The sequence below is a fragment of the Providencia sp. 6390 genome, from assembly GCF_058148425.1.
In genome coordinates this window covers 274,152-296,169 of record NZ_JBYVYL010000004.1, presented here as the reverse complement: position 1 = coordinate 296,169, position 22,018 = coordinate 274,152, and the positions used below count along the sequence as shown (strand labels likewise).

General features: G+C 41.6%; 20 protein-coding genes. 9 read left to right on the top strand and 11 right to left on the bottom strand.

Annotated elements, in window-relative coordinates:
- The first annotated feature begins 109 nt into the window (after nt 1-109).
- From AC3Z9T_RS11040 to AC3Z9T_RS11000, 9 genes are all read left to right on the top strand, one after another.
- Nucleotides 110-1,159 (top strand): 3-deoxy-7-phosphoheptulonate synthase, encoded by a 1,050-nt coding sequence (locus AC3Z9T_RS11040; RefSeq protein ID WP_490126176.1) that lies wholly within the window; start codon nt 110-112, stop codon nt 1,157-1,159.
- A gap of 220 nt (nt 1,160-1,379) precedes the next feature.
- A complete protein-coding gene (gene hemP / locus AC3Z9T_RS11035) occupies nt 1,380-1,565 on the top strand; it encodes a hemin uptake protein HemP (RefSeq protein ID WP_490126175.1) in 186 nt (61 codons plus the stop codon).
- 88 nt (nt 1,566-1,653) lie between these two features.
- On the top strand, nt 1,654-3,780 hold the full coding sequence (locus AC3Z9T_RS11030) for a TonB-dependent receptor domain-containing protein (RefSeq protein WP_490126174.1): 2,127 nt from the start codon (nt 1,654-1,656) through the stop codon (nt 3,778-3,780).
- Between the two features lie 114 nt (nt 3,781-3,894).
- Nucleotides 3,895-5,880, top strand: coding sequence for a TonB-dependent hemoglobin/transferrin/lactoferrin family receptor (locus AC3Z9T_RS11025; RefSeq protein WP_490126173.1), 1,986 nt, complete (start codon nt 3,895-3,897; stop codon nt 5,878-5,880).
- A gap of 25 nt (nt 5,881-5,905) precedes the next feature.
- Nucleotides 5,906-6,955 carry a hemin-degrading factor gene (locus tag AC3Z9T_RS11020; RefSeq protein WP_490126172.1) on the top strand — a complete coding sequence of 350 codons (1,050 nt, stop codon included), beginning with the start codon at nt 5,906-5,908 and terminating at the stop codon, nt 6,953-6,955.
- A 186-nt stretch (nt 6,956-7,141) separates the two neighbouring features.
- A complete protein-coding gene (locus AC3Z9T_RS11015) occupies nt 7,142-7,963 on the top strand; it encodes a heme/hemin ABC transporter substrate-binding protein (protein ID WP_490126171.1) in 822 nt (273 codons plus the stop codon).
- Nucleotides 7,960-8,961, top strand: a complete 1,002-nt coding sequence (locus tag AC3Z9T_RS11010; RefSeq protein WP_490126170.1) for a FecCD family ABC transporter permease — start codon at nt 7,960-7,962, stop codon at nt 8,959-8,961. Before AC3Z9T_RS11015 ends, AC3Z9T_RS11010 begins: the two co-directional genes overlap by 4 nt.
- A gap of 2 nt (nt 8,962-8,963) precedes the next feature.
- A complete protein-coding gene (locus AC3Z9T_RS11005; RefSeq protein ID WP_490126169.1) occupies nt 8,964-9,749 on the top strand; it encodes a heme ABC transporter ATP-binding protein in 786 nt (261 codons plus the stop codon).
- A gap of 598 nt (nt 9,750-10,347) precedes the next feature.
- Nucleotides 10,348-10,719: a helix-turn-helix domain-containing protein gene (locus tag AC3Z9T_RS11000; RefSeq protein ID WP_070929058.1), complete on the top strand. Its 372-nt coding sequence runs from the start codon at nt 10,348-10,350 to the stop codon at nt 10,717-10,719.
- 177 nt (nt 10,720-10,896) lie between these two features.
- Here the strand turns inward: AC3Z9T_RS11000 and lplA are convergent, their stop codons facing one another.
- The 11 genes from lplA to btuC all read right to left on the bottom strand — a co-directional run bounded on the left by lplA (nt 10,897) and on the right by btuC (nt 21,901).
- Complete coding sequence (lplA, locus tag AC3Z9T_RS10995; protein ID WP_490126168.1) at nt 10,897-11,913, bottom strand: lipoate--protein ligase; 1,017 nt, start codon at nt 11,911-11,913, stop codon at nt 10,897-10,899.
- A 75-nt stretch (nt 11,914-11,988) separates the two neighbouring features.
- Nucleotides 11,989-12,474 carry a C40 family peptidase gene (locus AC3Z9T_RS10990; protein ID WP_490126167.1) on the bottom strand — a complete coding sequence of 162 codons (486 nt, stop codon included), beginning with the start codon at nt 12,472-12,474 and terminating at the stop codon, nt 11,989-11,991.
- Nucleotides 12,475-12,562: 88 nt separating this feature from the next.
- Nucleotides 12,563-12,970 carry a 4-amino-4-deoxy-L-arabinose-phosphoundecaprenol flippase subunit ArnF gene (gene arnF / locus AC3Z9T_RS10985; RefSeq protein WP_490126166.1) on the bottom strand — a complete coding sequence of 136 codons (408 nt, stop codon included), beginning with the start codon at nt 12,968-12,970 and terminating at the stop codon, nt 12,563-12,565.
- Entirely contained in the window at nt 12,967-13,314 is a 348-nt protein-coding gene (gene arnE, locus AC3Z9T_RS10980) for a 4-amino-4-deoxy-L-arabinose-phosphoundecaprenol flippase subunit ArnE (RefSeq protein WP_490126165.1), read from the bottom strand. Before arnE ends, arnF begins: the two co-directional genes overlap by 4 nt.
- The gene (arnT, locus tag AC3Z9T_RS10975) at nt 13,311-14,969 is read right to left on the bottom strand and encodes a lipid IV(A) 4-amino-4-deoxy-L-arabinosyltransferase (RefSeq protein ID WP_490126164.1); all 1,659 of its coding nucleotides are present in this window, start codon (nt 14,967-14,969) and stop codon (nt 13,311-13,313) included. Before arnT ends, arnE begins: the two co-directional genes overlap by 4 nt.
- Before the next feature lie 7 nt (nt 14,970-14,976).
- The gene (gene arnD / locus AC3Z9T_RS10970; protein WP_490126163.1) at nt 14,977-15,870 is read right to left on the bottom strand and encodes a 4-deoxy-4-formamido-L-arabinose-phosphoundecaprenol deformylase; all 894 of its coding nucleotides are present in this window, start codon (nt 15,868-15,870) and stop codon (nt 14,977-14,979) included.
- Nucleotides 15,870-17,855 carry a bifunctional UDP-4-amino-4-deoxy-L-arabinose formyltransferase/UDP-glucuronic acid oxidase ArnA gene (arnA, locus tag AC3Z9T_RS10965; protein WP_490126162.1) on the bottom strand — a complete coding sequence of 662 codons (1,986 nt, stop codon included), beginning with the start codon at nt 17,853-17,855 and terminating at the stop codon, nt 15,870-15,872. Before arnA ends, arnD begins: the two co-directional genes overlap by 1 nt.
- Complete coding sequence (arnC, locus tag AC3Z9T_RS10960; RefSeq protein ID WP_490126161.1) at nt 17,855-18,847, bottom strand: undecaprenyl-phosphate 4-deoxy-4-formamido-L-arabinose transferase; 993 nt, start codon at nt 18,845-18,847, stop codon at nt 17,855-17,857. Before arnC ends, arnA begins: the two co-directional genes overlap by 1 nt.
- On the bottom strand, nt 18,847-19,992 hold the full coding sequence (gene arnB / locus AC3Z9T_RS10955; RefSeq protein WP_490126160.1) for a UDP-4-amino-4-deoxy-L-arabinose aminotransferase: 1,146 nt from the start codon (nt 19,990-19,992) through the stop codon (nt 18,847-18,849). The genes arnC and arnB overlap by 1 nt, the downstream gene beginning before the upstream one ends.
- Before the next feature lie 131 nt (nt 19,993-20,123).
- Complete coding sequence (locus tag AC3Z9T_RS10950) at nt 20,124-20,894, bottom strand: vitamin B12 ABC transporter ATP-binding protein BtuD (protein ID WP_490126159.1); 771 nt, start codon at nt 20,892-20,894, stop codon at nt 20,124-20,126.
- Nucleotides 20,895-20,899: 5 nt separating this feature from the next.
- Nucleotides 20,900-21,901 (bottom strand): vitamin B12 ABC transporter permease BtuC, encoded by a 1,002-nt coding sequence (gene btuC, locus AC3Z9T_RS10945; protein ID WP_490126158.1) that lies wholly within the window; start codon nt 21,899-21,901, stop codon nt 20,900-20,902.
- Nucleotides 21,902-22,018 lie beyond the last annotated feature (117 nt).

Sequence of the window (22,018 nt, the reverse complement as noted above, 5' to 3'; positions counted from 1 at the left end):
AAAAATATTGCATTCAACCGCACTTGTAGGTTGAATTTGAGCCATTTTCGTTTATTGTGATCTTAATCACTGATATGGCTCAGCCTATTAAAGTTTTTGAGAAGAAAGAATGCATAAAACAGATGAACTCCGTACTCAGCGTGTTGATAGCTTAATTACGCCACAAACACTTGCTGATGAGTACCCTATTTCTGAAAAAGTTGCCGAAAACGTGACAGCGTCACGCAAGCGAATTGAGAAAATATTATCGGGTGAAGACCCCCGCCTATTAGTCATTGTTGGTCCATGTTCAATTCATGACATCGATGCTGCCCTCGACTATGCTAATAGGCTCAACGTATTACGCGAACGCTATCAAGATCGCCTTGAAATCGTCATGCGAACCTATTTTGAAAAGCCCCGCACCGTTGTTGGCTGGAAAGGTTTGATCTCTGATCCTAATTTAGATAATTCATGCCAAGTGAATACAGGCATCCGCCTCGCACGTAAATTGCTGATTGATGTCAATCAGCTCGGTTTACCGACAGCAACTGAATTCCTCGATATGGTGACTGGGCAATATATTGCCGATTTGATCAGCTGGGGCGCTATTGGTGCTCGCACCACAGAAAGCCAAATTCACCGTGAGATGGCTTCGGCTCTCTCGTGTCCTGTCGGGTTCAAAAACGGCACTGATGGTAATATCCGCATTGCGATTGATGCCATCCGCGCAGCAAAAGCTCAACATATGTTTTTATCGCCCGATAAAAGCGGCCAAATGACTATCTACCAAACTAGTGGCAACCCTCATGGCCATATCATTATGCGTGGTGGTAAGCAGCCTAATTATGCGATTGGGGATATTGCCGCAGCCTGTGACAAGCTTCGTGAGTTTGAATTAGCAGAACATTTAGTCATCGACTTTAGTCATGGGAACTGCCAAAAAATCCATCGCCGTCAGCTTGATGTTGCTCGAGATATTGCCGAGCAGATTAAAGGGGGTTCAACCGCTATTAGTGGTGTTATGGCGGAAAGTTTCTTACTTGAAGGCACGCAAAAAATTGTTTCAGGGCAGCCTCTCACTTACGGGCAATCAATCACCGATCCGTGTCTAGGGTGGGATGATACCGAAGAATTGCTCGATATCTTAGTACAAGCTGTTGAAAGTCGTTTTAGATAATTTAATTTATGTTATTGGCTCTTTCTTGCTACTCTAGTCTGAAAGAGCCAACCCTCTCCCTCGGTACCCCTATAATTCTCCATCAATTATTCATTTCCTGCTATAAATCACTACTTCATTGTAGTTAATTTGTCATCCAAATGTAAAAACCTCTTGATGTTACCAATTAACTTAAAGATAATGATTCTCACTATTAGTTTTATTATCAATTGAGTTGAATATGACGGATAACATCGCTAAACCACCTGTTGAAAATATCGTAAGCTCTACGGTACAACCTGTAAAAGTAGACGTTATAAATAGCCATCAATTGCTCGGGCATGATGGTAAATTGGTCATTCAACATCGTGGCGAAATGTACCAATTAAGGGAAACCCGCGCAGGTAAATTAATTCTAACTAAATAGTTTTCGTGTAAAAATTTAATCACAGCAAGCCACCCAGATCACCATCGAGGCAGCCAGCTAAATTCACCACATAAGGAAAGGATTTCCTATGGAGTTTAAACTGATGTCTGCAACATCTGCCATTTCTTTACATGGGCAAAAAATCGCTATGCCCACCCTTGTCACTGCACTAGCACTCACTGGATTTAGTGTTACTGCATCCGCAAAAGACACGGCTGATGATGCTATACATGTCAAAACCTCCCCTTTTAAAAGAGAAAATATTGCGGTTGCAGAGCAAGTTGATGTAATTGATGCCCAAGCACCTGAATATCAGTCGGCGACTTCTGCGCTCGATTTACTCAAAGGCCAAGCAGGTATCTTTGTTTCAGGTACTGGCGGAACTTATGGTCAAGAAATTCACATGCGTGGCTACGACTCTCGTGGCGTCAAAATCACGGTTGATAACATCACTCAAGATTTCAATTCAGGCCTGTATGAAGCCACTTTTATTGACCCATCATTAATAAAAAAAGTCTATGTCCATAAAGGCGCCTCATCCGTTGCACACGGAAGTGGTGCGTTGGCTGGTGTTGTAGCGATGAAAACTGTTGATGCTTCAGACCTATTAAAAGACGGCCAAAATTTAGGTGGTCGTTTATTCAGTGGTATTAATCGCAATGATCATAGTTATCTTGCCGGAGGCTCTTTATACGGTCGCACGAAATCACTCGATACTCTATTCAGTTATAGCCAACGCAAAGAATACTTATTGGCAGCACCAAGTGTGTCGACAAAAGATAATCACGAAAAAATACACAATTGGCTATTGAAAACCACATGGTATGCACACCCTGCTTACACAATTGCACTGCAACTACGTGAATACCGTAATGATAGCCTTGGTTTAAAACAGCCCACGGTTTTTGATACTGGCAATAAACGGTTTAAAAACACAATTCATGAACGCTATAGTCATCAACGTGATATCGCTATTAATCAACATTTTGCTCCACAAAATAGGCTCCACTGGCAAGCTGATTGGGATCTGTACTATACCGATTTATTTTTAGGGCAATTGGATTTAGTAAAACAAAAAACGGATAAGCAATACCAGCGCGAAGAGCGTAATCAATACACTTACGGTACAAAGTTCGTGCACCACTTTATGTTACCTGTGGAAGGTTGGTTCAATAACCACATCGAAAATGGTGTCGAATATTATCAACAGCAACAAAAACCGAATGAGCATGCCAATAGCTATCCGCAAGCTCAGTTATCTAACCTTTCAGGTTGGATTAATAATGATATGACATTACATCATTTGCCTATCACGTTTTCTGCTGGTACTCGTTTTACCCACTATGAGTCTTCACGCAAAGATGTTGCTGCAAATAAAGATACTAATTGGTCATCGCGTTTTGCGGTTAGTGTGACACCAACGGATTGGCTAAATCTATATTCATCCTATTCAGAAGGCTATCGTGCGCCACGAATGGCTGAGTTATATAACAACTCAAATCATTTTAAAGCATTTATCTTTAGCTCAGATTTTAGACCTTCACCCGATCTAAAACCTGAAAGCAATAAAACGCTTGAGGTTGGCACAAAATTCAGCTTTGACGATTTAGTGACTAACGGAGATTCACTCCAGTTTGGCTCTGCCTATTTTAATACTAAAGCAAAAAATTATATCGCGGTTGCTGGTAGGTACCTTGATACCTTTCGTGGCCCGTTCCCGATAGAAGTTTTCTATATCAATATTCCATCAGCCAGTATTTATGGCTTCGACAGTTTTATTAGTTATAAAACACATTGGTTTAATTTAAATATCAATCACAACCTAACGACAGGAACAGAAGACGGTACAAGTCATTCACTTTCTTCTCTTCGTCCTGAGACTCTGACTGTTCGCTTTAATGCACCGATTGCGACAACAGGTTTCAACCTTGGCTGGGTTGGTGAGTTTGCTGCCAAAACCCAGCTTCAAGGCAATTATGAATATGACTCTAAGAAAAAAACTCAGCATGGACTCGATCGTCAACATCGAGAAGTCATGCAATACGCAGGTTATAGCCTGCACGACTTCTATGTTAACTATCAAGCTGATCAATTTATCAAAGGTTTAAGTACGACGCTGACATTGAAGAATGCATTTGATCGCCAATATGTTTCATCAATGGGTGTTCCTCAAGAAGGTCGTAATTTCTATTTCAATGTGAGTTATCAATGGTAACCATTTAATAATTATAAAATAAATAATACTCACCGGTTGGTTTTCCTACATGCGGGTTTAGGCAAAAACTTAAACTTGAAAACTAATTGGTGGCACCTTATGGAGTATAACTACATGTCTCATGTTTTACGTTTATCAGTTATAACAAGCGCCGTTCTTTCTGTTATTACCAGTGCTCAAGCAGAAACGCAAACCACATCAGCAAATCGAAATGATGTAATGACCGTTTATGCAACAGGAACCGAACGAGATAGCTTTGATGCACCGATGATGGTGACTGTGATTAAAAACAATTCACCAGAAACCCAAACAGCGAGTACCGCAAATGATATTTTGCGCAAAATTCCCGGTATCGGTGTTTCAGGAACCGGTCGAGTGAATGGGCAAGAAATTTATATGCGCGGCTTTGATCGAAAAGGGATTTTGACCCTTGTCGATAACGTTCGCCAAGGAACCGATACGGGTCATGTTAATGGCACATTTCTTGATCCCGGGTTGATAAAACAAGTCGAAATCATTCGTGGCCCTTCCGCTCTGTTATACGGAAGTGGTGCAATGGGTGGCGTGATCGCATGGGAAACCGTCGATGCCAAAGACTTATTGCAAGACGGTCAAAATAGCGGCTTTCGTGTGTTCAGCCAAGCCGCTACTGGTGACCACAGTTTTGGCTTTGGTGGAACCTCTTTTGGGCGAACTGAGCAATTTGATGGTTTATTCAGTTTTGTCACTAAACAATCCGGCGATGTTCGCTTGAGCAATGGTGATGATATGGATAATAAAGAAACCATCGCCAACTTACTTGCTAAAGGCACATGGCAGTTTGATGATGACCAAAAACTGTCAGGGCAATTACGTTATTACAATGACAATGCTTATGAGCCAAAAAACCCGCAAGAGCTTACTGCGGGTGCAGGAAACCTAAAAGTTAACCGCACCACACGTCAACGTGATGCTCAAGCGACCTACTATTTAGCGCCTGAATCTAATAATTGGTTAAACCTTAAAGCGACAACCTATTATTCAGATGTCAATATCACGGCTAAAGGCAATGGCACCCCATATGAAGGACGTACTCAAAAAACCTACGGTTTAAAACTGGATAATAAAACCCATTTTTATGAGTTACCTTTTGCCGCTCATAACTTCACTTATGGTGGTGAGACTTATAAACAAAATCAAACCCCTTATGCCGCAACAACTCAATTCCCTGATGCAGATATCACCTTTGCTTCTGGTTTCTTGCAAGATGAAATCGCGTTAAAGGATTTACCGGTTTCGTTTATTGTTGGCACCCGTTACGACCACTATAAGTCAACGGCAAAAGGTAACGATGACGTTAAAGAAGGTAAATGGTCGTCCAAAGGTGCGGTCAGCATCACGCCAACCGATTGGTCAATGCTGTTTGCCTCTTATTCGGAAGCTTTCCGCGCGCCGACCATGATGGAAATGTACAACGATGAAATCCATTTTCAACAGGGCCCATACGTCAATCGATGGAAACCAAATCCAAACTTAAAACCAGAAAAAACCCAAACTGCTGAATATGGTTTTGGTTTACGTTTCGATGACCTATTCATGGCACGAGACAATCTGCAATTTAAAACTAGCTATTTCGATACTAAAGCTAAAGATTATATCAACACAGAAGTCACTAGAAGTTACACCACTTCAGTTAACGCTAAACAAGCAAAAATCTGGGGTGTTGATGCATCACTGGATTATAAAAACGACTATTTCAACTGGAAACTGGCCTATAACAAAACCACAGGTAAAAATGAATACAATGGAAAATCCATAACGTCTATCAAACCTGAATCTGTGACCAGCAATTTGTCGGTTCCAATTTCTAATAGTGGTTTTTCTGTTGGTTGGTTAGGTGAATTTACTCGCCATACTGATTTTAATGCCGCATCTAAACAACCACGCCAAGCAGGCTATGCAGTGCATGATTTCTATGTTAGTTATCAAGGTGATGGTCAATTAAAAGGCTTGGGTACTAGCGTTGTCTTAGGCAATGCTTTCGACAAAGAATACTACTCTTCACAAGGCGTCCCGCAGGATGGACGTAATGCGAAGCTATTTGTCAGCTTCCAATGGTAATTTTAATCAAATAAGGAGATACACTGTGAGTTCAACATTATTCGAGCGTTATCAACAAGCTAAAGCAGAAAACAAAGCGAAATACGCTCGCGACCTCGCTGCTTACCTGAATGTTTCTGAAGGTGAGCTATTACATAGCCGTGTCGGCCATGACAAAGCCCAAAGACTCAATATTGATGCCCCTACCTTGCTAAAAGCTTTAGCTGCCGTTGGTCAAGTCAAAGCTATCACACGCAATGAATATGTGGTTCATGAGCAAGTCGGATGCTATGACAATGCTAAATTCAGTTCACATGCAGGTTTAATTTTAAACCCACGTGCATTGGATTTACGTATGTTTTTCGGTCATTGGGATTCTATTTTCACCTTAACGGAAGAAGCTAAAAATGGCGAACGCCATAGTATCCAGTTTTTTGATAAGCAAGGTGATGCTCTGCATAAAGTCTATACTACAGATGAGACCGACATGGCAGCATGGCAGGCATTGATTGAACAATATGCTACCAACGACAATCCACCATTGGTTATTGAAGCAGCAGAACCCTTTTCTGAGCAGCCTATCAGTGATGAGTTGAAACAGCAGTTAGAACAAGAATGGCGCAACATGACTGATGTTCACCAATTCTTTATCTTGCTGAAGAAAAACAATCTGAGCCGCCAGCAAGTGTTCCGTGCAGTCAGTGATGATTTGGCATGGCAGGTTCCTGCTGATTCATTCAATCAATTGGTTAACACCGCATTCAACGATCAAAATGAAATTATGATTTTTGTTGGTAACCGTGGTTGTGTACAGATTTTCACCGGTCAGCTCAAACGTTTGATGCCATATCAAGCCGAAGGTTCTGATATTCAATGGCTGAATATTTTCAATCCAGATTTTACCTTACATATGATTGAAAACGGTGTTTCTGAGTGCTGGGTAACACGTAAACCAACACAAGATGGCTTTGTGACCAGTCTTGAAGTATTCGATAAAGAAGGTAATCAAATTGTACAAATGTATGGTCAGCGCACTGAAGGAACGCCAGAGCAAGAGCAATGGCGTAATCAAGTAATGGCTCTACCGCACATTTAATCGTTAGAGACCGTCGCTTTTTCGTTAATGACCAACTTTTATTTGAATCAACGGCTGGTCTCTAAAATGTAAGTTGGTGTTCGAGAGGATGATAATCTAATCAGTAAGATGGATAGCCTCTCGACACACATTTGATTGAATGAAGGTTTTTTGTAAACAACAAAGACCAACATTAGGGTAAATAAAATGAAACAATGGCTTCTTGTTACAATGGCACTCTTCATCTGTTTCACCGCCCAGTCAGCAGAACGCGTCGTGACGCTGGGGGGAGATGTGACAGAGATCGTCTTTGAACTCAATGCAGGTGACCAAGTGGTTGCTAGGGACAGTACCAGCCTTCATCCAGCTGAAGCGGTTAAACTCCCTGATGTTGGCTACATGCGTATGCTTAATGCAGAAGGTGTGTTATCAATGCGCCCAACCATTGTCCTCGCCAGTGAACTCGCCAAACCGTCGATTGCTCTGTCTCAGATAGAAAAAAGCGGCGTTAAGATCATCAAAGTCACTGGTAAACCTTCATTAGAAGCGATCCCTGAAAAAATTACGACCATTGCCAATGCTGTTGGTAAAACGGAACAAGGGCAACAACTTACCGAGAAATTTAATCAACAATTGGCCAAAGTTAATACATCGCCAATCGATAAGAAAGTCCTGTTCATTATGAGCCACGGTGGTGTACTTCCTCTCGCAGCAGGCCAACAAACTGCCGCTGATAGCTTGATTAAAGCAACTGGTGCTAAAAATGCTATGTCTGGTTTTAATAGCTATCGCCCATTATCTCAAGAAGGGGTTATCGCCAGCCAACCCGATTTAATCGTTGTCACGAAAGAAGGTATTAAATCTTTAGGTGGTGAAGAACGCGTATGGAAATTACCTGGGGTTGCGATGACGCCAGCAGCGAAAAATAAAGCATTGATTGTTGTTGATGACATGGGAATGCTTGGCTTTAGCCTTGGCACCCCTGAAGTCATGCTGCAAATACGCGAGGCATTAGAGAAGTCGCAATGAATCGTATTAAATACCCATTATTTGTTGTTGTTGCCCTACTGTTGGTATTATTCGCCATTGCGATGGTTTCATCTAATACAGGGGCAATGAATGTTTCATTTAAAACACTGTGGCAGCTACCGACAACCGATCCTGTCTGGCAGATTTGGCTGAATATCCGTTTACCGCGGATTTTATTAGCCATTTTAGTTGGACTTGCCCTTGCCGTCTCAGGGGCAATTATGCAGGGGTTATTTCGTAACCCACTCGCTGACCCGAGTTTATTAGGGATCAGTAGTGGTGCGGCTCTGTGTGTCGCCGCTTTTATCGTACTCTCAGTTTCTCTACCGAGTGTTTTGCTGAATTATGGTCATATTGGCGCCGCCTTTGTTGGCAGTTTAATTGTTTCGTTAATTATTTTTAGTTTGAATCGTTATTCAAATGGTAACCTCGCCCGCTTATTGCTCGCCGGTATCGCCATCAATGCATTGTGCATGTCGTTTATTGGTGTGCTCAGTTATATCAGTGATGATCAGCAATTGCGTACTTTTAGCCTATGGATGATGGGCACGCTAGCCAGTGTAGATTGGACTTCATTGACTATCGCAGCCAGCGTCATTTTACCAACCTGCTTTATCTGTTTATGGCAAGGTAAAAAACTCAACCTACTACAGCTTGGCGATGAAGATGCACATTATTTAGGTTTAAATGTGGATCGAACTAAATTTATTTTGCTTTTTTTAAGTGCCCTACTGGTTGGTTGCGCTGTCGCGATGAGTGGTGTGATTGGCTTTGTTGGACTTGTTGTTCCTCATCTGATCCGTATGACTTTAGGCCCTGACCATCGTTGGTTGATCCCCGGATCGGCTATTGTAGGCGCAACGTTATTACTGGTTGCCGATACCATTGCGCGCACCGCAGTCAGCCCCGCAGAGATCCCAGTTGGGTTATTAACGGGTTTAATTGGCGGGCCTTACTTTTTATGGTTGATATTACGACAACCCGCAGGGAGGGTTTAGTCATGAGTGATAAAATTCTCCTTGAAGCACGCCATCTAGGCTTCCAAGTTGGTGATAAAACGCTAATTGATGATATCAACCTATCCATACAACGGCATGAAATGATCGCTATTATCGGCCCTAATGGCGCAGGTAAATCGACATTATTAAAGCTACTGACTGGATATTCACACCCCACGCAAGGGAAATGTCTATTAGAAGGCAAAGATTTACGTGAATGGCAACATCGTGCACTCGCGAAAAAACGCGCTGTCATGAAGCAACAAAGCCAGTTGTCATTTGCCTTCACCGTTGAAGATGTGGTTGCGATGGGCCGCAGCCCATATGGCTCTGAATATAAACAGCAAGCCATAGAGGAAGTGTTGGCACAAACCGATTGCCTTGAATTACGCCAACGTGATTTTCGTCAGCTCTCTGGTGGAGAGCAACAACGGGTGCAATTAGCCCGTGTTTTAGCGCAAGTCTGGCAACCAAATCATCAGCCTACTTGTTTATTTTTAGATGAGCCAACCTCGGCACTTGATCTCTATCATCAACAACATAGCTTACGTCTACTACATCAATTAACCCGCGAGCGGCCAGTTGGTGTGTGTTGTGTGCTGCATGACCTCAATCTTACGGCACTGTACGCTGACCGCATTTATCTGATCCACCAAGGAAAACTTGTTGCGGCAGGGACGCCAGAACATGTATTAACAGAAGAAAACCTCACCCGCTGGTATAAAGCAGACTTAGGGATTATTACACACCCTGAAACAACAACACCACACGTCTACTTGCGCCGTTAAACCTATCTTGGTTTCTTGCAGAATTATTCTGTAAGGAACCATTTTTCATGAATAATAGGTAACTGGCTAATGATCAATAAGCTATTTAATCTAGCATGGTTAATTGTTATTAATTAGTTAACATTTTAATTGCGATCATTTACTACTTAAATGCAATTTATCAACCATAAAAACCTAAAATAACAGATAATAAAGCATTAACAATTGTTACTATCACCTCGGTATTTCCTGTCTATTAATGTCATTCATCGATTTTTTCATTGATCTTAATGCAAATTAATTTTTCAATATTTTACTTGGTTAATAAATTAGAACACATCATACAAAAAAATTGAACAGGATATTTTAATGATAAAAATCAAGCTCAGGAAGATAATCAAATAACATTAACAACTTGATTTATAAAATAAAATAACATACAATATTGTATGTATAAAATGACAACATCGAACAACCCTATCGTATCAATAACCATTCTCACTGAAAAAAAGCACGTTATGCCTATCGATATATCGGAAAAATAGGAAGAATAGACACTAATTTCTTTAGTTATTATTAGTTATTAATGAACAATAACCCATAGTAGTGGGAGGTAAATATGTCTGAGAGTGTAGTTAACGATATTGTTAAATGGCTGGAGAGTCAGTTACAGCGTAACGAAGGTATCAAAATCGACACAATTGCCGATAAAAGCGGTTATTCAAAATGGCATTTACAGCGTGTTTTCAAAGAAATGAAAGGTTGCACGCTTGGCGAATACGTCCGTAAACGCCGTTTATTAGAAGCTGCAAAATCATTACGTGACGGTAACTTACCTATCCTTGATATTGCTCTGCAATATGGCTTTAGCTCACAAGCCACCTTTACACGTATCTTTAAAAAGCATTTTGACATTACACCTGCAAAATTCCGCCAAAATGGCCAGATGCCTGAGTGCCAAGAATTTATGTCTTGCAGCTGTAATAATTAAGCAAATTTGAGTTGTATACTCTAAATAATTCAAGTTGCAGCGCCTAGCTGCAACTTGGAGAATAACGAGTATCGAAATATTCGTCATCCCCTTAACACGTTTTATTCCTTTACATTGAATATGTTGAAGTCTATGTCTGAGCCGGTAACACGATACCGGCTCTTTTTTTAGTTTGTTTTAGCTTAATTCATGAACCAACCAGCCTTCGATATCGGCAAGCTGTTCTGCTAGGTCGGGCCACATGGTGTGCATTTGTGCTATTAGCTGACGGATAGTGTCTGTTTGATAAACTTTTTCTGTCAGTTGCTCACTTAACCACTCCAATGGCGATGGATCCAAACTGTCGGTGAAAAATTGGCAACGCTTAATTACCCCTTTTTCAATATCAAAGTGGAATTCAATGCCACCCCATGAGAAACGTGTATCACTGTAGTGGGTAAATGCAGGTGCCTGACCGAAATTCCATTCCCAACTGCTTTGTTTAGCAAAGGTCTCACTAAAGTTAGGTAAATTAGGGAGCTTTTCAGGTGAGATATATTCAGGCTCAACTGATTCACCATAATAATCGAAGAAACTGGCGATGATCCCTTCACAAACTTTTTCATGGCTAATATCGGATACTAGTTCACATAAATTAGCCACTCGAGAACGCACTGATGTTATCCCTTTCGCCTGTAGCTTTTTAGGATCTGGATTGAGGTAATCTGCCAAGCGATTTAAATCAGAGTTAATCAGCAACGTACCATGATGGAAGCCTCTATCTTTTGTTTCTCGATAGGCTGAACCCGATATCTTACGTGGTCCATCATTGGTGTTTAATATGAGATCATTGCGCCCTGACACTTCCGCTTGGATGCCGACTTTCGCTAACCCACTTACAATAATACTGGTTGAGATACTTTTATCGTATTCAGGTTTACCTGCCATAAAGGTAAAACAGGTATTGCCGAGATCTTGAAAAACCGCCCCACCACCACTACTACGGCGCGCTAAGCGCACATTATCTAATTCCATACGGCGGGTATTACACTCTTTCCATGGATTCTGTGCACGACCTATTACCACGGTATCGGCATTACGCCATAAAAACATCACCCTTTGATTAGGATCCATTTGGCGAAATATGGTTTCTTCGACCGCTAGATTAAACCAAGGATCAAACGATTCAGAGATAAGCAAACGTAAGCTAGACATGCTGCTACCTTAGTAATAAAAAATTGGCACTAAGATAGCATAAATAAAAATTAAATTGAGGCTATAAGAGGGAAATCATATACGACGAGCTTGCCAAAACACCTTCCGCCAATAAACATTATCCATTGAGGAGCGGATCACTCCTTTACTGGTGGAGGCATGAATAAAGGTATTGTCAGTATCATAAATACCAACATGCAGGCCGTTTTCACCTGAACCTGTTTTAAAGAAAACCAAATCACCCGGCATCAAATCTGATTTATCAATACGTGTGCCTAGATGGGTTTGGTCAACGGTAGTACGTGGCAATTGAATAGCAAAACGGTCATTAAAGGTACGATAAACAAAACCTGAGCAATCAACGCCACTTTGGCTCATGCCACCATAATTGTACGGTGTGCCATACCACTGTTCTAACTGATCTTTCAGTTGAGCAATTGTCATGATGGGATCAGATAATTGTGTTTTTAACGGCGGTGGCGGTGTTCTTTTAACTGAAGTAGAGCACCCCACTAGCACGAGTGAAAACAATATAGGTATATGTCGCCATTTAATTATCATATCGTACCCTGTGAATAAAAAATCAGCACATCGAATTCATCATAGCTGTTAAAATATGAAAAATAAATAATCGCGCAATTAAATTACATCATTCAGCTTTATTGGCTGACTGTTTTGTCGGTCGACTAATTAACCAAACACCAAGAATAATAAACGCGACTCCACCAGCTTTTAGCCATGTTGCCGATTCATTATACCAAGGCAAAATAACCGCCAATAAATACACGAATACATAACTCAGACTAATTAGTGGGTAAGCTTTATTTAGTGGAATTGACTTCAAAGCAAATAACCAACACAGCATAGATAGTGCATAACAAACTAACCCAATAAATACGATACCTAAGCTCGTTATATTTGCCATTAACCAGTCGAGTTGTAACCAATGCCAACCCAAAGTGAATGAGGGTAGCCCTACCACTCCGGCCTTTAAACTCAATTGAGCAACCGTCACTAGCAACGCGCTGCCTATCACCCAAATATAACCTTTATTCATCCGCTAATACTCATCAGAAAGATACCGATCATAATTGCTGCAACACCTAGCCAATGATTCAGCCCAGTTTTTTCATAATAAACAAATTGACCAATCAAAGTGACTAAAACAAAGTTAATACTAAGCATAGGATAAGCAATACTTAATGGCATAGTTTCCAAGAGTTTTAACCAAAACAACATGCCAAGACCTAACATGAATAGAGCCAGTACTAGCCAACGAATGGCTGATGCTGTTTTATTGTGCTTATCCCCTTGCCAACAAACTACGGCTTGTTTTTGTGCGACTTGGCCAATGCAAGTTAATGCACTGACCAATAACAGTAATAATAATTGTGCAATCATTGTTTATGATACACCACAATAGCAATACGTGAGTTGCTAATCACTTGGTCAGGCTTAGGAATATCTGGTAGCCCTTCTTTACGCCCAAGTAAAAACACCACTGTCACTTGACCTTCTTGCCTTGCTTTGGCTAACCAAGCAGCAAATTGATCAGGTTTTATTAAACGATGTTGGCTATCTGGGTACTCCAAGCCATAAGTCAGCTCACCACTACTATTATATAAATAGATATTGGAGTTTTGAGTTTCCCACGCCAGCCCCGCAGCAATCCCTACATTACTTGCCATTAAATATTTGCTATTCATTAGCAAATCATGGTTTTGATGGATAAAGCTTTGCGGTAATTTCGAGTTAATAGTGTTGTTTGGCAATGCACTACCAATACATAAACTGACAGCAAGCGAGCAAGAAGCAGCCCATAACCAATACTTAGCATTTAACACGGTACATAGGTAGCCAATGATACCCCAAATAGAGAAAGCGACGATACCAAGTACCATCTTAGACCACTCATCCGCTTCATAAAGAGGGCGCTTAACCACAGTACCAACAACAATAATCGCAATTACCGCTAATACACCAATAGCAATATTAATAATACCATTTGCTTTCAGCGCTTTCATTTTGCCACTACGTACACAATCTACCCCGTATTTCGCCATTAACAATGCTAATGGCGCCATAAACGGCAGCATATAAGTCGGGAGTTTTCCGCGTGAAATACTGAAGAACAGTACAGGCACAACAAACCAACACAATAAGAAAAACATATCGGGGCTTGATTTACGCTCTTTCCAGCCTTTACGTAGCGCCCCCGGAAGCAATCCAACCCAAGGTATACAACCTAACAAAATAATCGGGATGTAATACCAAAACGGCGCAATATGTTGAGCATCATCAGCAGTGAATCGTTTGATATGTTCTACCCAGAAGAAATAGTTCCAATAATCAGGTTCTTGCCTTGCAATCGCCAATGCCCATGGCAAGCTAATTAATACGGCGGAGATAATGGCAAGCGGTCCATACTTGATCATCTCCAAGAAGCGCTTTTGATAAATAGTAATAGGGATCATCACAATGACAGGTATGGCTAAAGCAAGAAAACCTTTAGTCATAAAAGCCATACCACATGCAAAGCCAAGGCATAGCCATGCCCCAAGTTTTTCTTTTATCCCCCGCGCTTTCATTGCCCATAAACAGCAATACATACTTGCTGCAATCCACAATGACAACATAGGGTCAAGTACGCTGTATGTTCCGACAGCAAACACGAGGAACATGGAAACATAGATAAAGCTTGCCACGTAAGCAACATGATTGTTACGCCACATCATTTTAGCCATGCGATAGATAAGTAACGCACTCAGCAAAATACAAAACACTGACCCGAAGCGAACAGCAAAATTGGTTTCACCAAAAATCATTTGGCTAATATTGTTGATCCAATAACCTGCTACTGGTTTTTCGAAATAGCGAATATCCAACATGTATGGAACGATCCAATCGCCACGCTGTAACATTTCACGGCTAATTTCTGCATAACGCGTTTCATCGGGTTGCCAAAGTAAACGGCTATTCAACGGCAGTAAATAAGTTAAGATAAAAAAAAGAGCCAGCAGTGAGGCTCCTACTTTGCTCGCTCGGTTATTCAACATGCTTATACTATCCCTCTTCTTGGCAGCCAAGCCAGCCTTCACGCCCTGGGAACGGTGCTCTAACCACTTTGCCCGTGGGGAGTGTGTTGATGTCTTCTGGCAATAAATCACTTAATGTACAGAATTGGATTTCTTCTTGAGTAATTCGTTCCAATAATTGTGAAAATTGTTCTGATTTAGACATACCCTCAACCTCAGTGTGGATAGTATAAACAGGAACACCTTGATCATCCTTTATCGCTTGTAGGATAAAATCATTAAAGGCTTCATCACTGACTACTGTACCAACAACTTCATCATAAGTTGGCAACGTAACAGGGATCTGAACTGTTCCTATTGAACCATCACGCAAAATCGGCCTAAAAGGATATTGACCACGGCAATCACTGTTGTAGCTGAAACCAAACTTTTGTTTAACTTCTAATACACGTTCATCGCCACGCCACCCAGCAACCGCAGAACACATGACTGGCTGCCCTATCGCCTTCTGCAATGCATCAACACCGAGCTTCACTTGCTCAGCCAATTGAGTTTCACTCCATTTAGCAACCTTTGCTTGCCAACCTTGGTGATCCCATGCATGTAACCCAACTTCATGGCCTTCATCCAATGTTTGCTTCATTAAGTAGCCTAAATCTTTGGCTATTTTTTTACCCGGCCAAGCCGTGCCTGCCAGCAGGATATCAAGTCCGTATAAAGAGGCAGCGTTAGATCTCAGCATTTTCCACAGGAATTTAGGACGCAAAAGGCGCCATAAATGGCGCCCCATATTATCGGGTCCTACACTGAAGAAAAAGCTGGCCTGAATGTTGTGCTGTTTAAGCACTTTGAGTAATTGTGGAACGCCTTTCAATGTACCTTGATAGGTATCCACATCAATTCTCAAGCCAACTTTTTTCATTAGTCTTTATTACCTAGCTCTTCAACAGCACCCTGTAAGAAGAAATCTAATGTTTCTTCGATGGTATCTTTCATATCGATGCTCGGAACCCAGTTTAATAAACGACGTGCGTTTTCAACACTTGGTTTACGGTGCTCAACATCTTGATAGCCTTGACCATAGTAGCTGCTGCTTTCAATTTCACGGAAGCCCGCAAATGGAGGGAATTTTCCACGTTGAGGGTGATTTTCAAAGCTTTCAAGCAACATTTCCGCTAACTCACGAATACTTGCTTCGTTAGTTGGGTTACCAATGTTGATGATTTGGCCATCACATTTGCCGTCTTTGTTTTCGATAATGCGGAACAACGCTTCAATACCGTCTTTAATATCGGTAAAACAACGTTTCTGTGCACCACCATCAACCAGTTTGATTGGTGAACCTTCAACTAAGTTCAGGATCAACTGAGTGATTGCACGTGAACTACCAATACGTGCAGAATTTAGGCTATCCAAACGTGGGCCCATCCAGTTAAATGGACGGAACAGCGTAAATTTCAGACCTTCTTTCGCGCCGTAAGCCCAGATCACTCGGTCTAACAACTGTTTAGACACAGAGTAGATCCAACGTTGCTTGTTGATTGGACCAACAATCAGGCGAGATTCGTCTTCATCAAACTCTTTATCATCACACATACCATAAACTTCTGATGTTGATGGGAAGATGATACGTTTGTTGTATTTCACGCAGTAACGAACCACTTTCAGGTTTTCTTCGAAGTCTAATTCGAATACACGCAGTGGGTTACGGGTATATTCGATTGGTGTTGCAATCGCCACCAACGGTAGAATAACATCACATTTTTTAATGTGGTATTCAATCCACTCAGTATGAATACTCACGTCACCTTCGATAAAGTGGAAACGTGGGTTACCAATAAAGCGTTCAATCGCAGACGAACCAATATCCATACCATAGATATCGTAATTACCGTCTTTTAACAGGCGCTCGGTCAAATGGTTACCGATAAAGCCGTTAACACCGAGGATCAGCACACGTGTACGACGTTTAACTTGTGCGGTTGGTTTCGCACCAACGCGAACGTCGGTCACAATCCCCATTTCATTAGCAAGACGGTTACCTTGCATGTATAGGCCAGTTTCGCTTTGACCACTAACAACTTCAATAGCGCCTTTGCCACAAGCAATGCGCAGTGGATCGCTAGACAGTACTGTACCTGCAGCTTTACCTTGGTTGTCATCTAAAACACGTGCACGCCAAATCACCATCTTACGGGCACCTAAATAGGTAAACGCACCTGGGTATGGCTCAGTCACAGCACGGATCAAACAGCTAACTTCTGTTGCTGAACGGCTCCAGTCAATCAATCCATCTTCAGCAGAACGACGACCAAAGTAACTTGCTTGGCTTTCATCTTGAGCAGTCGTCTTATAGCTACCTGCTTCAATTAATGGCAGAGTTTTATCTAATAACACTTCCGCCGCTTCACGCACTTTAGCATGCAGAGTCAATGCCGTGTCAGTGTCAGTGATCGCCACTTTTTCTTGTGCAACGATGTCACCTGCATCCGCTTTAGCAACCATTTTATGTAGGGTCACACCGGTTTCGTGCTCGCCATTTAACAGTGCCCAATTAATTGGTGCACGGCCACGGTATTTTGGCAGTAAAGAACCGTGTAGGTTGAATGCGCCTTTCGGTGCCAACGCTAACAGCTCTTCACTCAGCATGTCACGGTAGTAGAATGAGAAAATAACATCGGGTTTCAATTCGCGAATACGTTCAATCCACAATGGATGATTGACGTTTTCTGGCGCGTAAACAGGAAGTTCCATGTCCGCGCTGACACGCGCTACTGAGGAGTAAAAGTGGTTTTCGTTAGGATCATCAGTGTGAGTAAATACCGCCTGAATATCGAAACCTGCTTTTTTAAGCGCTTTCAGCCCTACACAGCCAATATCATGATAGGCAAAAACAATAGCTTTCATTAGTTTTCTTCCTGATTTTTGTCAGTCTTAGCATCCGCACCGACGACTTTTTGAATAAAATAACGGGGTCTCGCACGCACATCATTATAGATCCTACCGATATACTCACCAAGCAGACCCATAGCGACAAACTGTGCGCCGATAAACATAAAGAGTATTGCAAACAGTGTGAACACCCCATCCGCTGCCCATGTCGCGCCAAAGAGCAAACGTAAAACGATTAACAGCACTGCTAGCAAGAAACCACCTGCTGCAATAATACTACCAACCACACTTAACAAACGCAGAGGTGCAGTTGTTAAGCAAGTCAGCAGGTCATACATTAAATTAATCAGCTTCATAAAGCTGTACTTTGAATCACCAAACTCACGTTCAGCATGCGCTACATCAATTTCAATCGTTCTACGCGCAAAAGTATTCGCTAAAATAGGAATAAATGTGCTGCGTTCATGACATTGCAGCATAGCATCAATAATATGACGACGGTAAGCACGTAGCATGCAGCCATAATCACCCATTGAGCGACCCGTCGCTTTAGTGATCATCGCATTAATCATTTTAGACGCAGTTTTACGGAACCACGAATCTTGGCGATTTGCACGACGTGTCCCAACGACATCATAACCTTGAGCCGCAGTTTGCACTAAACGAGGTATCTCTTCTGGAGGGTTTTGCAAATCGGCATCCAGTGTAATCACTAAATCACCGTCTGCTTGATTAAAACCAGCCATAATTGCAGAGTGCTGCCCATAGTTACGATTCAGAATGATCGCGATAACATGGTTATCCGGATTTTCTGCGGCTTCAGTCAACATTTTTGCCGAGCGATCGCTACTACCATCATCAACTAAAATCAGCTCATAAGCCTGAGTGAGTTGCTTACAAGACTTGATGGTGCGCTCGAGCAACTGAGGAAGACTTTGCTCTTCATTATAAACAGGGATCACGACAGAGACTTTTTTAATCTCATCAAATTCATCTACAAATGACACTATTTTGACTCCAAAAGGATTTCATTTATCGCTTTAACAACCCGATCAACATCTGCGTCAGACATATCAGGGAAAAGAGGCAGCGAACAAAGCGTTGCAGTGTTCCACTCTGACTCTGCCAGTGAGAGTTCTGGGTACTTCTCACGGTAGTATTTTTGCGTATGTGCGGCACGGAAATGTAAACCGGTGCCAATATCATACGCTTTTAGTTTTTCCATAAAGGTATCACGATCGATACCACATACACTTTTATCAACACGCACCATAAATAAGTGGTTAGCGTGCAAATGAGCATATTCAGGCACTGACAACATTTGCAGTGGAGAATCTTTTAATGCTGCACGATAACGCGCCACGAGTTCTGCACGGCGTTGGTTCATTTCTTCAACACGAGACAATTGAACCACCGCTATCGCAGCATGAATATCTGACAAATTATATTTTAGACCAGGTTCAACCACTTCGGCTTGTGGTTTTCGGCCTTGCATTTGTCTATCAAAGGCGTCGACACCCAGACCATGGAATTTCAATGTGCGCACACGCTGTGCCAGTTCGTCATTATCAGTAACGACTAAACCACCTTCCGCACAAGTGACATTTTTGATCGCATGGAAAGAAAAGATAGCTGTGCCATGCTGACCAATCCACTCATCTTTATAACGAGTGCCGACTGCATGAGCAGCATCTTCAATCAGTACCACACCGGCTTTTTGTGCTATGGCGCGCAATGCGTCTAAATCACAAGGAGCACCTGCATAGTGCACAGGAATTATCGCTTTCGTTTTCGCAGTGAGGGCCTTTTCTACCGCGTCAGGTTGCACCATAAGTGTATCACGATCGATATCGATCATCACTGGTGTTGCACCTAATAGCTCAATCATATTGATGGTGGATACCCATGTTTGTGAAGGTGTTATCACCTCATCACCTGGGCCAATCCCCAATGCCATTAAAACAACATGCATACCTGCGGTCGCTGAAGTAAGGGCAATTGCATGCTTACAACCATAACGTTTGCAAAAGTCTTCTTCTAACTGATGGTTCTGTGGCCCTGTCGTGATCCAGCCTGAACGCAGAACTTTCTCTACTGCCTTAACCTCTTCGTCACCGATTGCCGGTTTTGAAAACGGAAGGAAATTGCTCATATAGTTTGTAGCCTAATTTTTATTAAGAATAGAGTATTCTAGTTAAAGTTACTTTAACCGAACATCAACACCTGAAAACATTTCTTATATCGTAAACCACAACGAAACAGACGATTAAAACAATTTTTTAGTTACTCGTCAAAATTAATTACCTGCCAAAACCTATTTTCATCATTTGGACTTAAGCGAATTTTACCTGCAAATATTTCAGAAAGATTACACTCGTTCATAACTTGCTCAGGTTTGCCTGAAAAGATAATTTCACCTTTTTTTAACATCCAAACTTTATCTGCATATTTATAAGCGTGACTCAGGTTATGACCACTCATTATAACCGTTCCTTGGCAATCACAAAAATATTTCACCCATTTATCTAACATCGATTGCTGAATAATATCTAAATTGTTCGTTGGCTCATCAAATAGAATAAATTTTCCACGCAGATCTTGACCATGCCAAACTTGCAAGAACGTTGCAATAATGCGTACTCGCTGCCACTCACCACCCGATAACTGATTGATAGGCCTTAATAACAGAGGCTCAAGTTGAAAATCATGACATAAACCATCAAATAATGATGACTGAGTATCGGCAGCTAAATGAAACAGCGCCAAATACTGAAAAACTTTTAAAATAGGCTGATTAAGGACTAATTGTGGAAAATACGCTCGCTGTTGACTTAATTCTTGGGTGGAATAGCGAATAATATCTTGCCCATTCACTTTTAACCGCCCAGTAGCAAATAGAAAACCACTTATCCCACTGAGCAATGTACTTTTACCAGAACCATTCGCGCCCAATAAGTAAATTTGCTCACCAGCAAATACGCTTTCATTGATATTATTTAAACGGTCACTAATACTGAACTGTATTAATTCAATGACTGGAGATAATGTTGTCATCTTGCTTACCGCCATTGATTATTACGGATTAAAAGCCAAATAAAAATAGGCGCACCCAACGTTGCGGTGATCACACCAATCGGAATCTCTGCGTTGGCTATCAATGTTCTTGAAACGATATCAGCCAATAGCAATCCCCCTGCACCTGCTAATGCGCATCCAGGAAGTAAAGTCCGGTTATCCGTTAACCCCGCTAATCGTAAAATATGTGGAACCACTAAGCCAATAAAACTAATAGCTCCCGCAACAGCGACACTTAAACCAACTAAGATACCTGTCACAATAATCAACGCTAATCGCCAGCGGTGGTGAGATACACCCAATTGATAGGCTTGTAATGACCCTAATGACAGGTAATTAAGTATCTGTCCTTGAAAAATAGCCCATAATAAGAATGGAAGACAGGTTAAAACCAGCCCAAATTGACGCCAATCGATACCACTAAAACTACCCATCATCCAATAAAGCAATTGGCGTAAATCTAAACTACTGCTCATATACACCATCCATGTCATGATCGCCCCGCAGATCACCCCAAGAGCAACCCCCACCAACAGCAAACTGGTATTGTTAAAATGCTTTCGACGAGCAAAAAAAAGCAAAATAGCGGTTAAGAATAGTGCTCCTATAATCGCACCTGAGCTGATCAACCAATATTGCGTTACTCCATTCGATAATAAAACAATGAAGACAACTGCAACCCCTGAGCCATTGCTAATACCAAGCAGGCCCGGCTCTGCGAGTGGGTTTTCAAATAAGGCCTGCATGATTGCGCCAGTGACGGCTAACACGGCACCAATAGTGATCACGGCGAGTAATCGAGGAAAGCGAATTTGCCAAATAAATAACTGAGCAGTTTCATTACCCCACTCACTAGGCCACAGCCATATTTCGCCTATCATTAGCGAAAGAACTGCAATGGCCACTAAGCAAGTACCCAATACCATCAATAGCTTCAAATCCGAACGATACTGTTGTTCTTGCAATATCTGTTGTTTAACTTTCATTTATTTAATCTGTAGTGTAGCTGAAATGCTTCCCAAGAAATAATGATAGCCTTTTTTACAAGCCAGACAACCTAAACAGTTTTTATAATGTCAGCGATAACTCACTATATTCTAAAT

What these genes read in the sequence shown, in the direction of transcription:
- arnA (WP_490126162.1), bottom strand. Translation starts at nt 17,855, where the DNA reads ATGAAAGCTATTGTTTTTGCCTATCATGATATTGGCTGTGTAGGGCTG.
- AC3Z9T_RS11040 (WP_490126176.1), top strand. Translation starts at nt 110, where the DNA reads ATGCATAAAACAGATGAACTCCGTACTCAGCGTGTTGATAGCTTAATT.
- arnB (WP_490126160.1), bottom strand. Translation starts at nt 19,992, where the DNA reads ATGAGCAATTTCCTTCCGTTTTCAAAACCGGCAATCGGTGACGAAGAG.
- AC3Z9T_RS11005 (WP_490126169.1), top strand. Translation starts at nt 8,964, where the DNA reads ATGAGTGATAAAATTCTCCTTGAAGCACGCCATCTAGGCTTCCAAGTT.
- AC3Z9T_RS10990 (WP_490126167.1), bottom strand. Translation starts at nt 12,474, where the DNA reads ATGATAATTAAATGGCGACATATACCTATATTGTTTTCACTCGTGCTA.
- AC3Z9T_RS10950 (WP_490126159.1), bottom strand. Translation starts at nt 20,894, where the DNA reads ATGACAACATTATCTCCAGTCATTGAATTAATACAGTTCAGTATTAGT.
- lplA (WP_490126168.1), bottom strand. Translation starts at nt 11,913, where the DNA reads ATGTCTAGCTTACGTTTGCTTATCTCTGAATCGTTTGATCCTTGGTTT.
- AC3Z9T_RS11030 (WP_490126174.1), top strand. Translation starts at nt 1,654, where the DNA reads ATGGAGTTTAAACTGATGTCTGCAACATCTGCCATTTCTTTACATGGG.
- hemP (WP_490126175.1), top strand. Translation starts at nt 1,380, where the DNA reads ATGACGGATAACATCGCTAAACCACCTGTTGAAAATATCGTAAGCTCT.
- AC3Z9T_RS11015 (WP_490126171.1), top strand. Translation starts at nt 7,142, where the DNA reads ATGAAACAATGGCTTCTTGTTACAATGGCACTCTTCATCTGTTTCACC.
- arnE (WP_490126165.1), bottom strand. Translation starts at nt 13,314, where the DNA reads ATGATTGCACAATTATTATTACTGTTATTGGTCAGTGCATTAACTTGC.
- AC3Z9T_RS11010 (WP_490126170.1), top strand. Translation starts at nt 7,960, where the DNA reads ATGAATCGTATTAAATACCCATTATTTGTTGTTGTTGCCCTACTGTTG.
- AC3Z9T_RS11000 (WP_070929058.1), top strand. Translation starts at nt 10,348, where the DNA reads ATGTCTGAGAGTGTAGTTAACGATATTGTTAAATGGCTGGAGAGTCAG.
- arnT (WP_490126164.1), bottom strand. Translation starts at nt 14,969, where the DNA reads ATGTTGAATAACCGAGCGAGCAAAGTAGGAGCCTCACTGCTGGCTCTT.
- arnD (WP_490126163.1), bottom strand. Translation starts at nt 15,870, where the DNA reads ATGAAAAAAGTTGGCTTGAGAATTGATGTGGATACCTATCAAGGTACA.
- arnF (WP_490126166.1), bottom strand. Translation starts at nt 12,970, where the DNA reads ATGAATAAAGGTTATATTTGGGTGATAGGCAGCGCGTTGCTAGTGACG.
- btuC (WP_490126158.1), bottom strand. Translation starts at nt 21,901, where the DNA reads ATGAAAGTTAAACAACAGATATTGCAAGAACAACAGTATCGTTCGGAT.
- AC3Z9T_RS11025 (WP_490126173.1), top strand. Translation starts at nt 3,895, where the DNA reads ATGTCTCATGTTTTACGTTTATCAGTTATAACAAGCGCCGTTCTTTCT.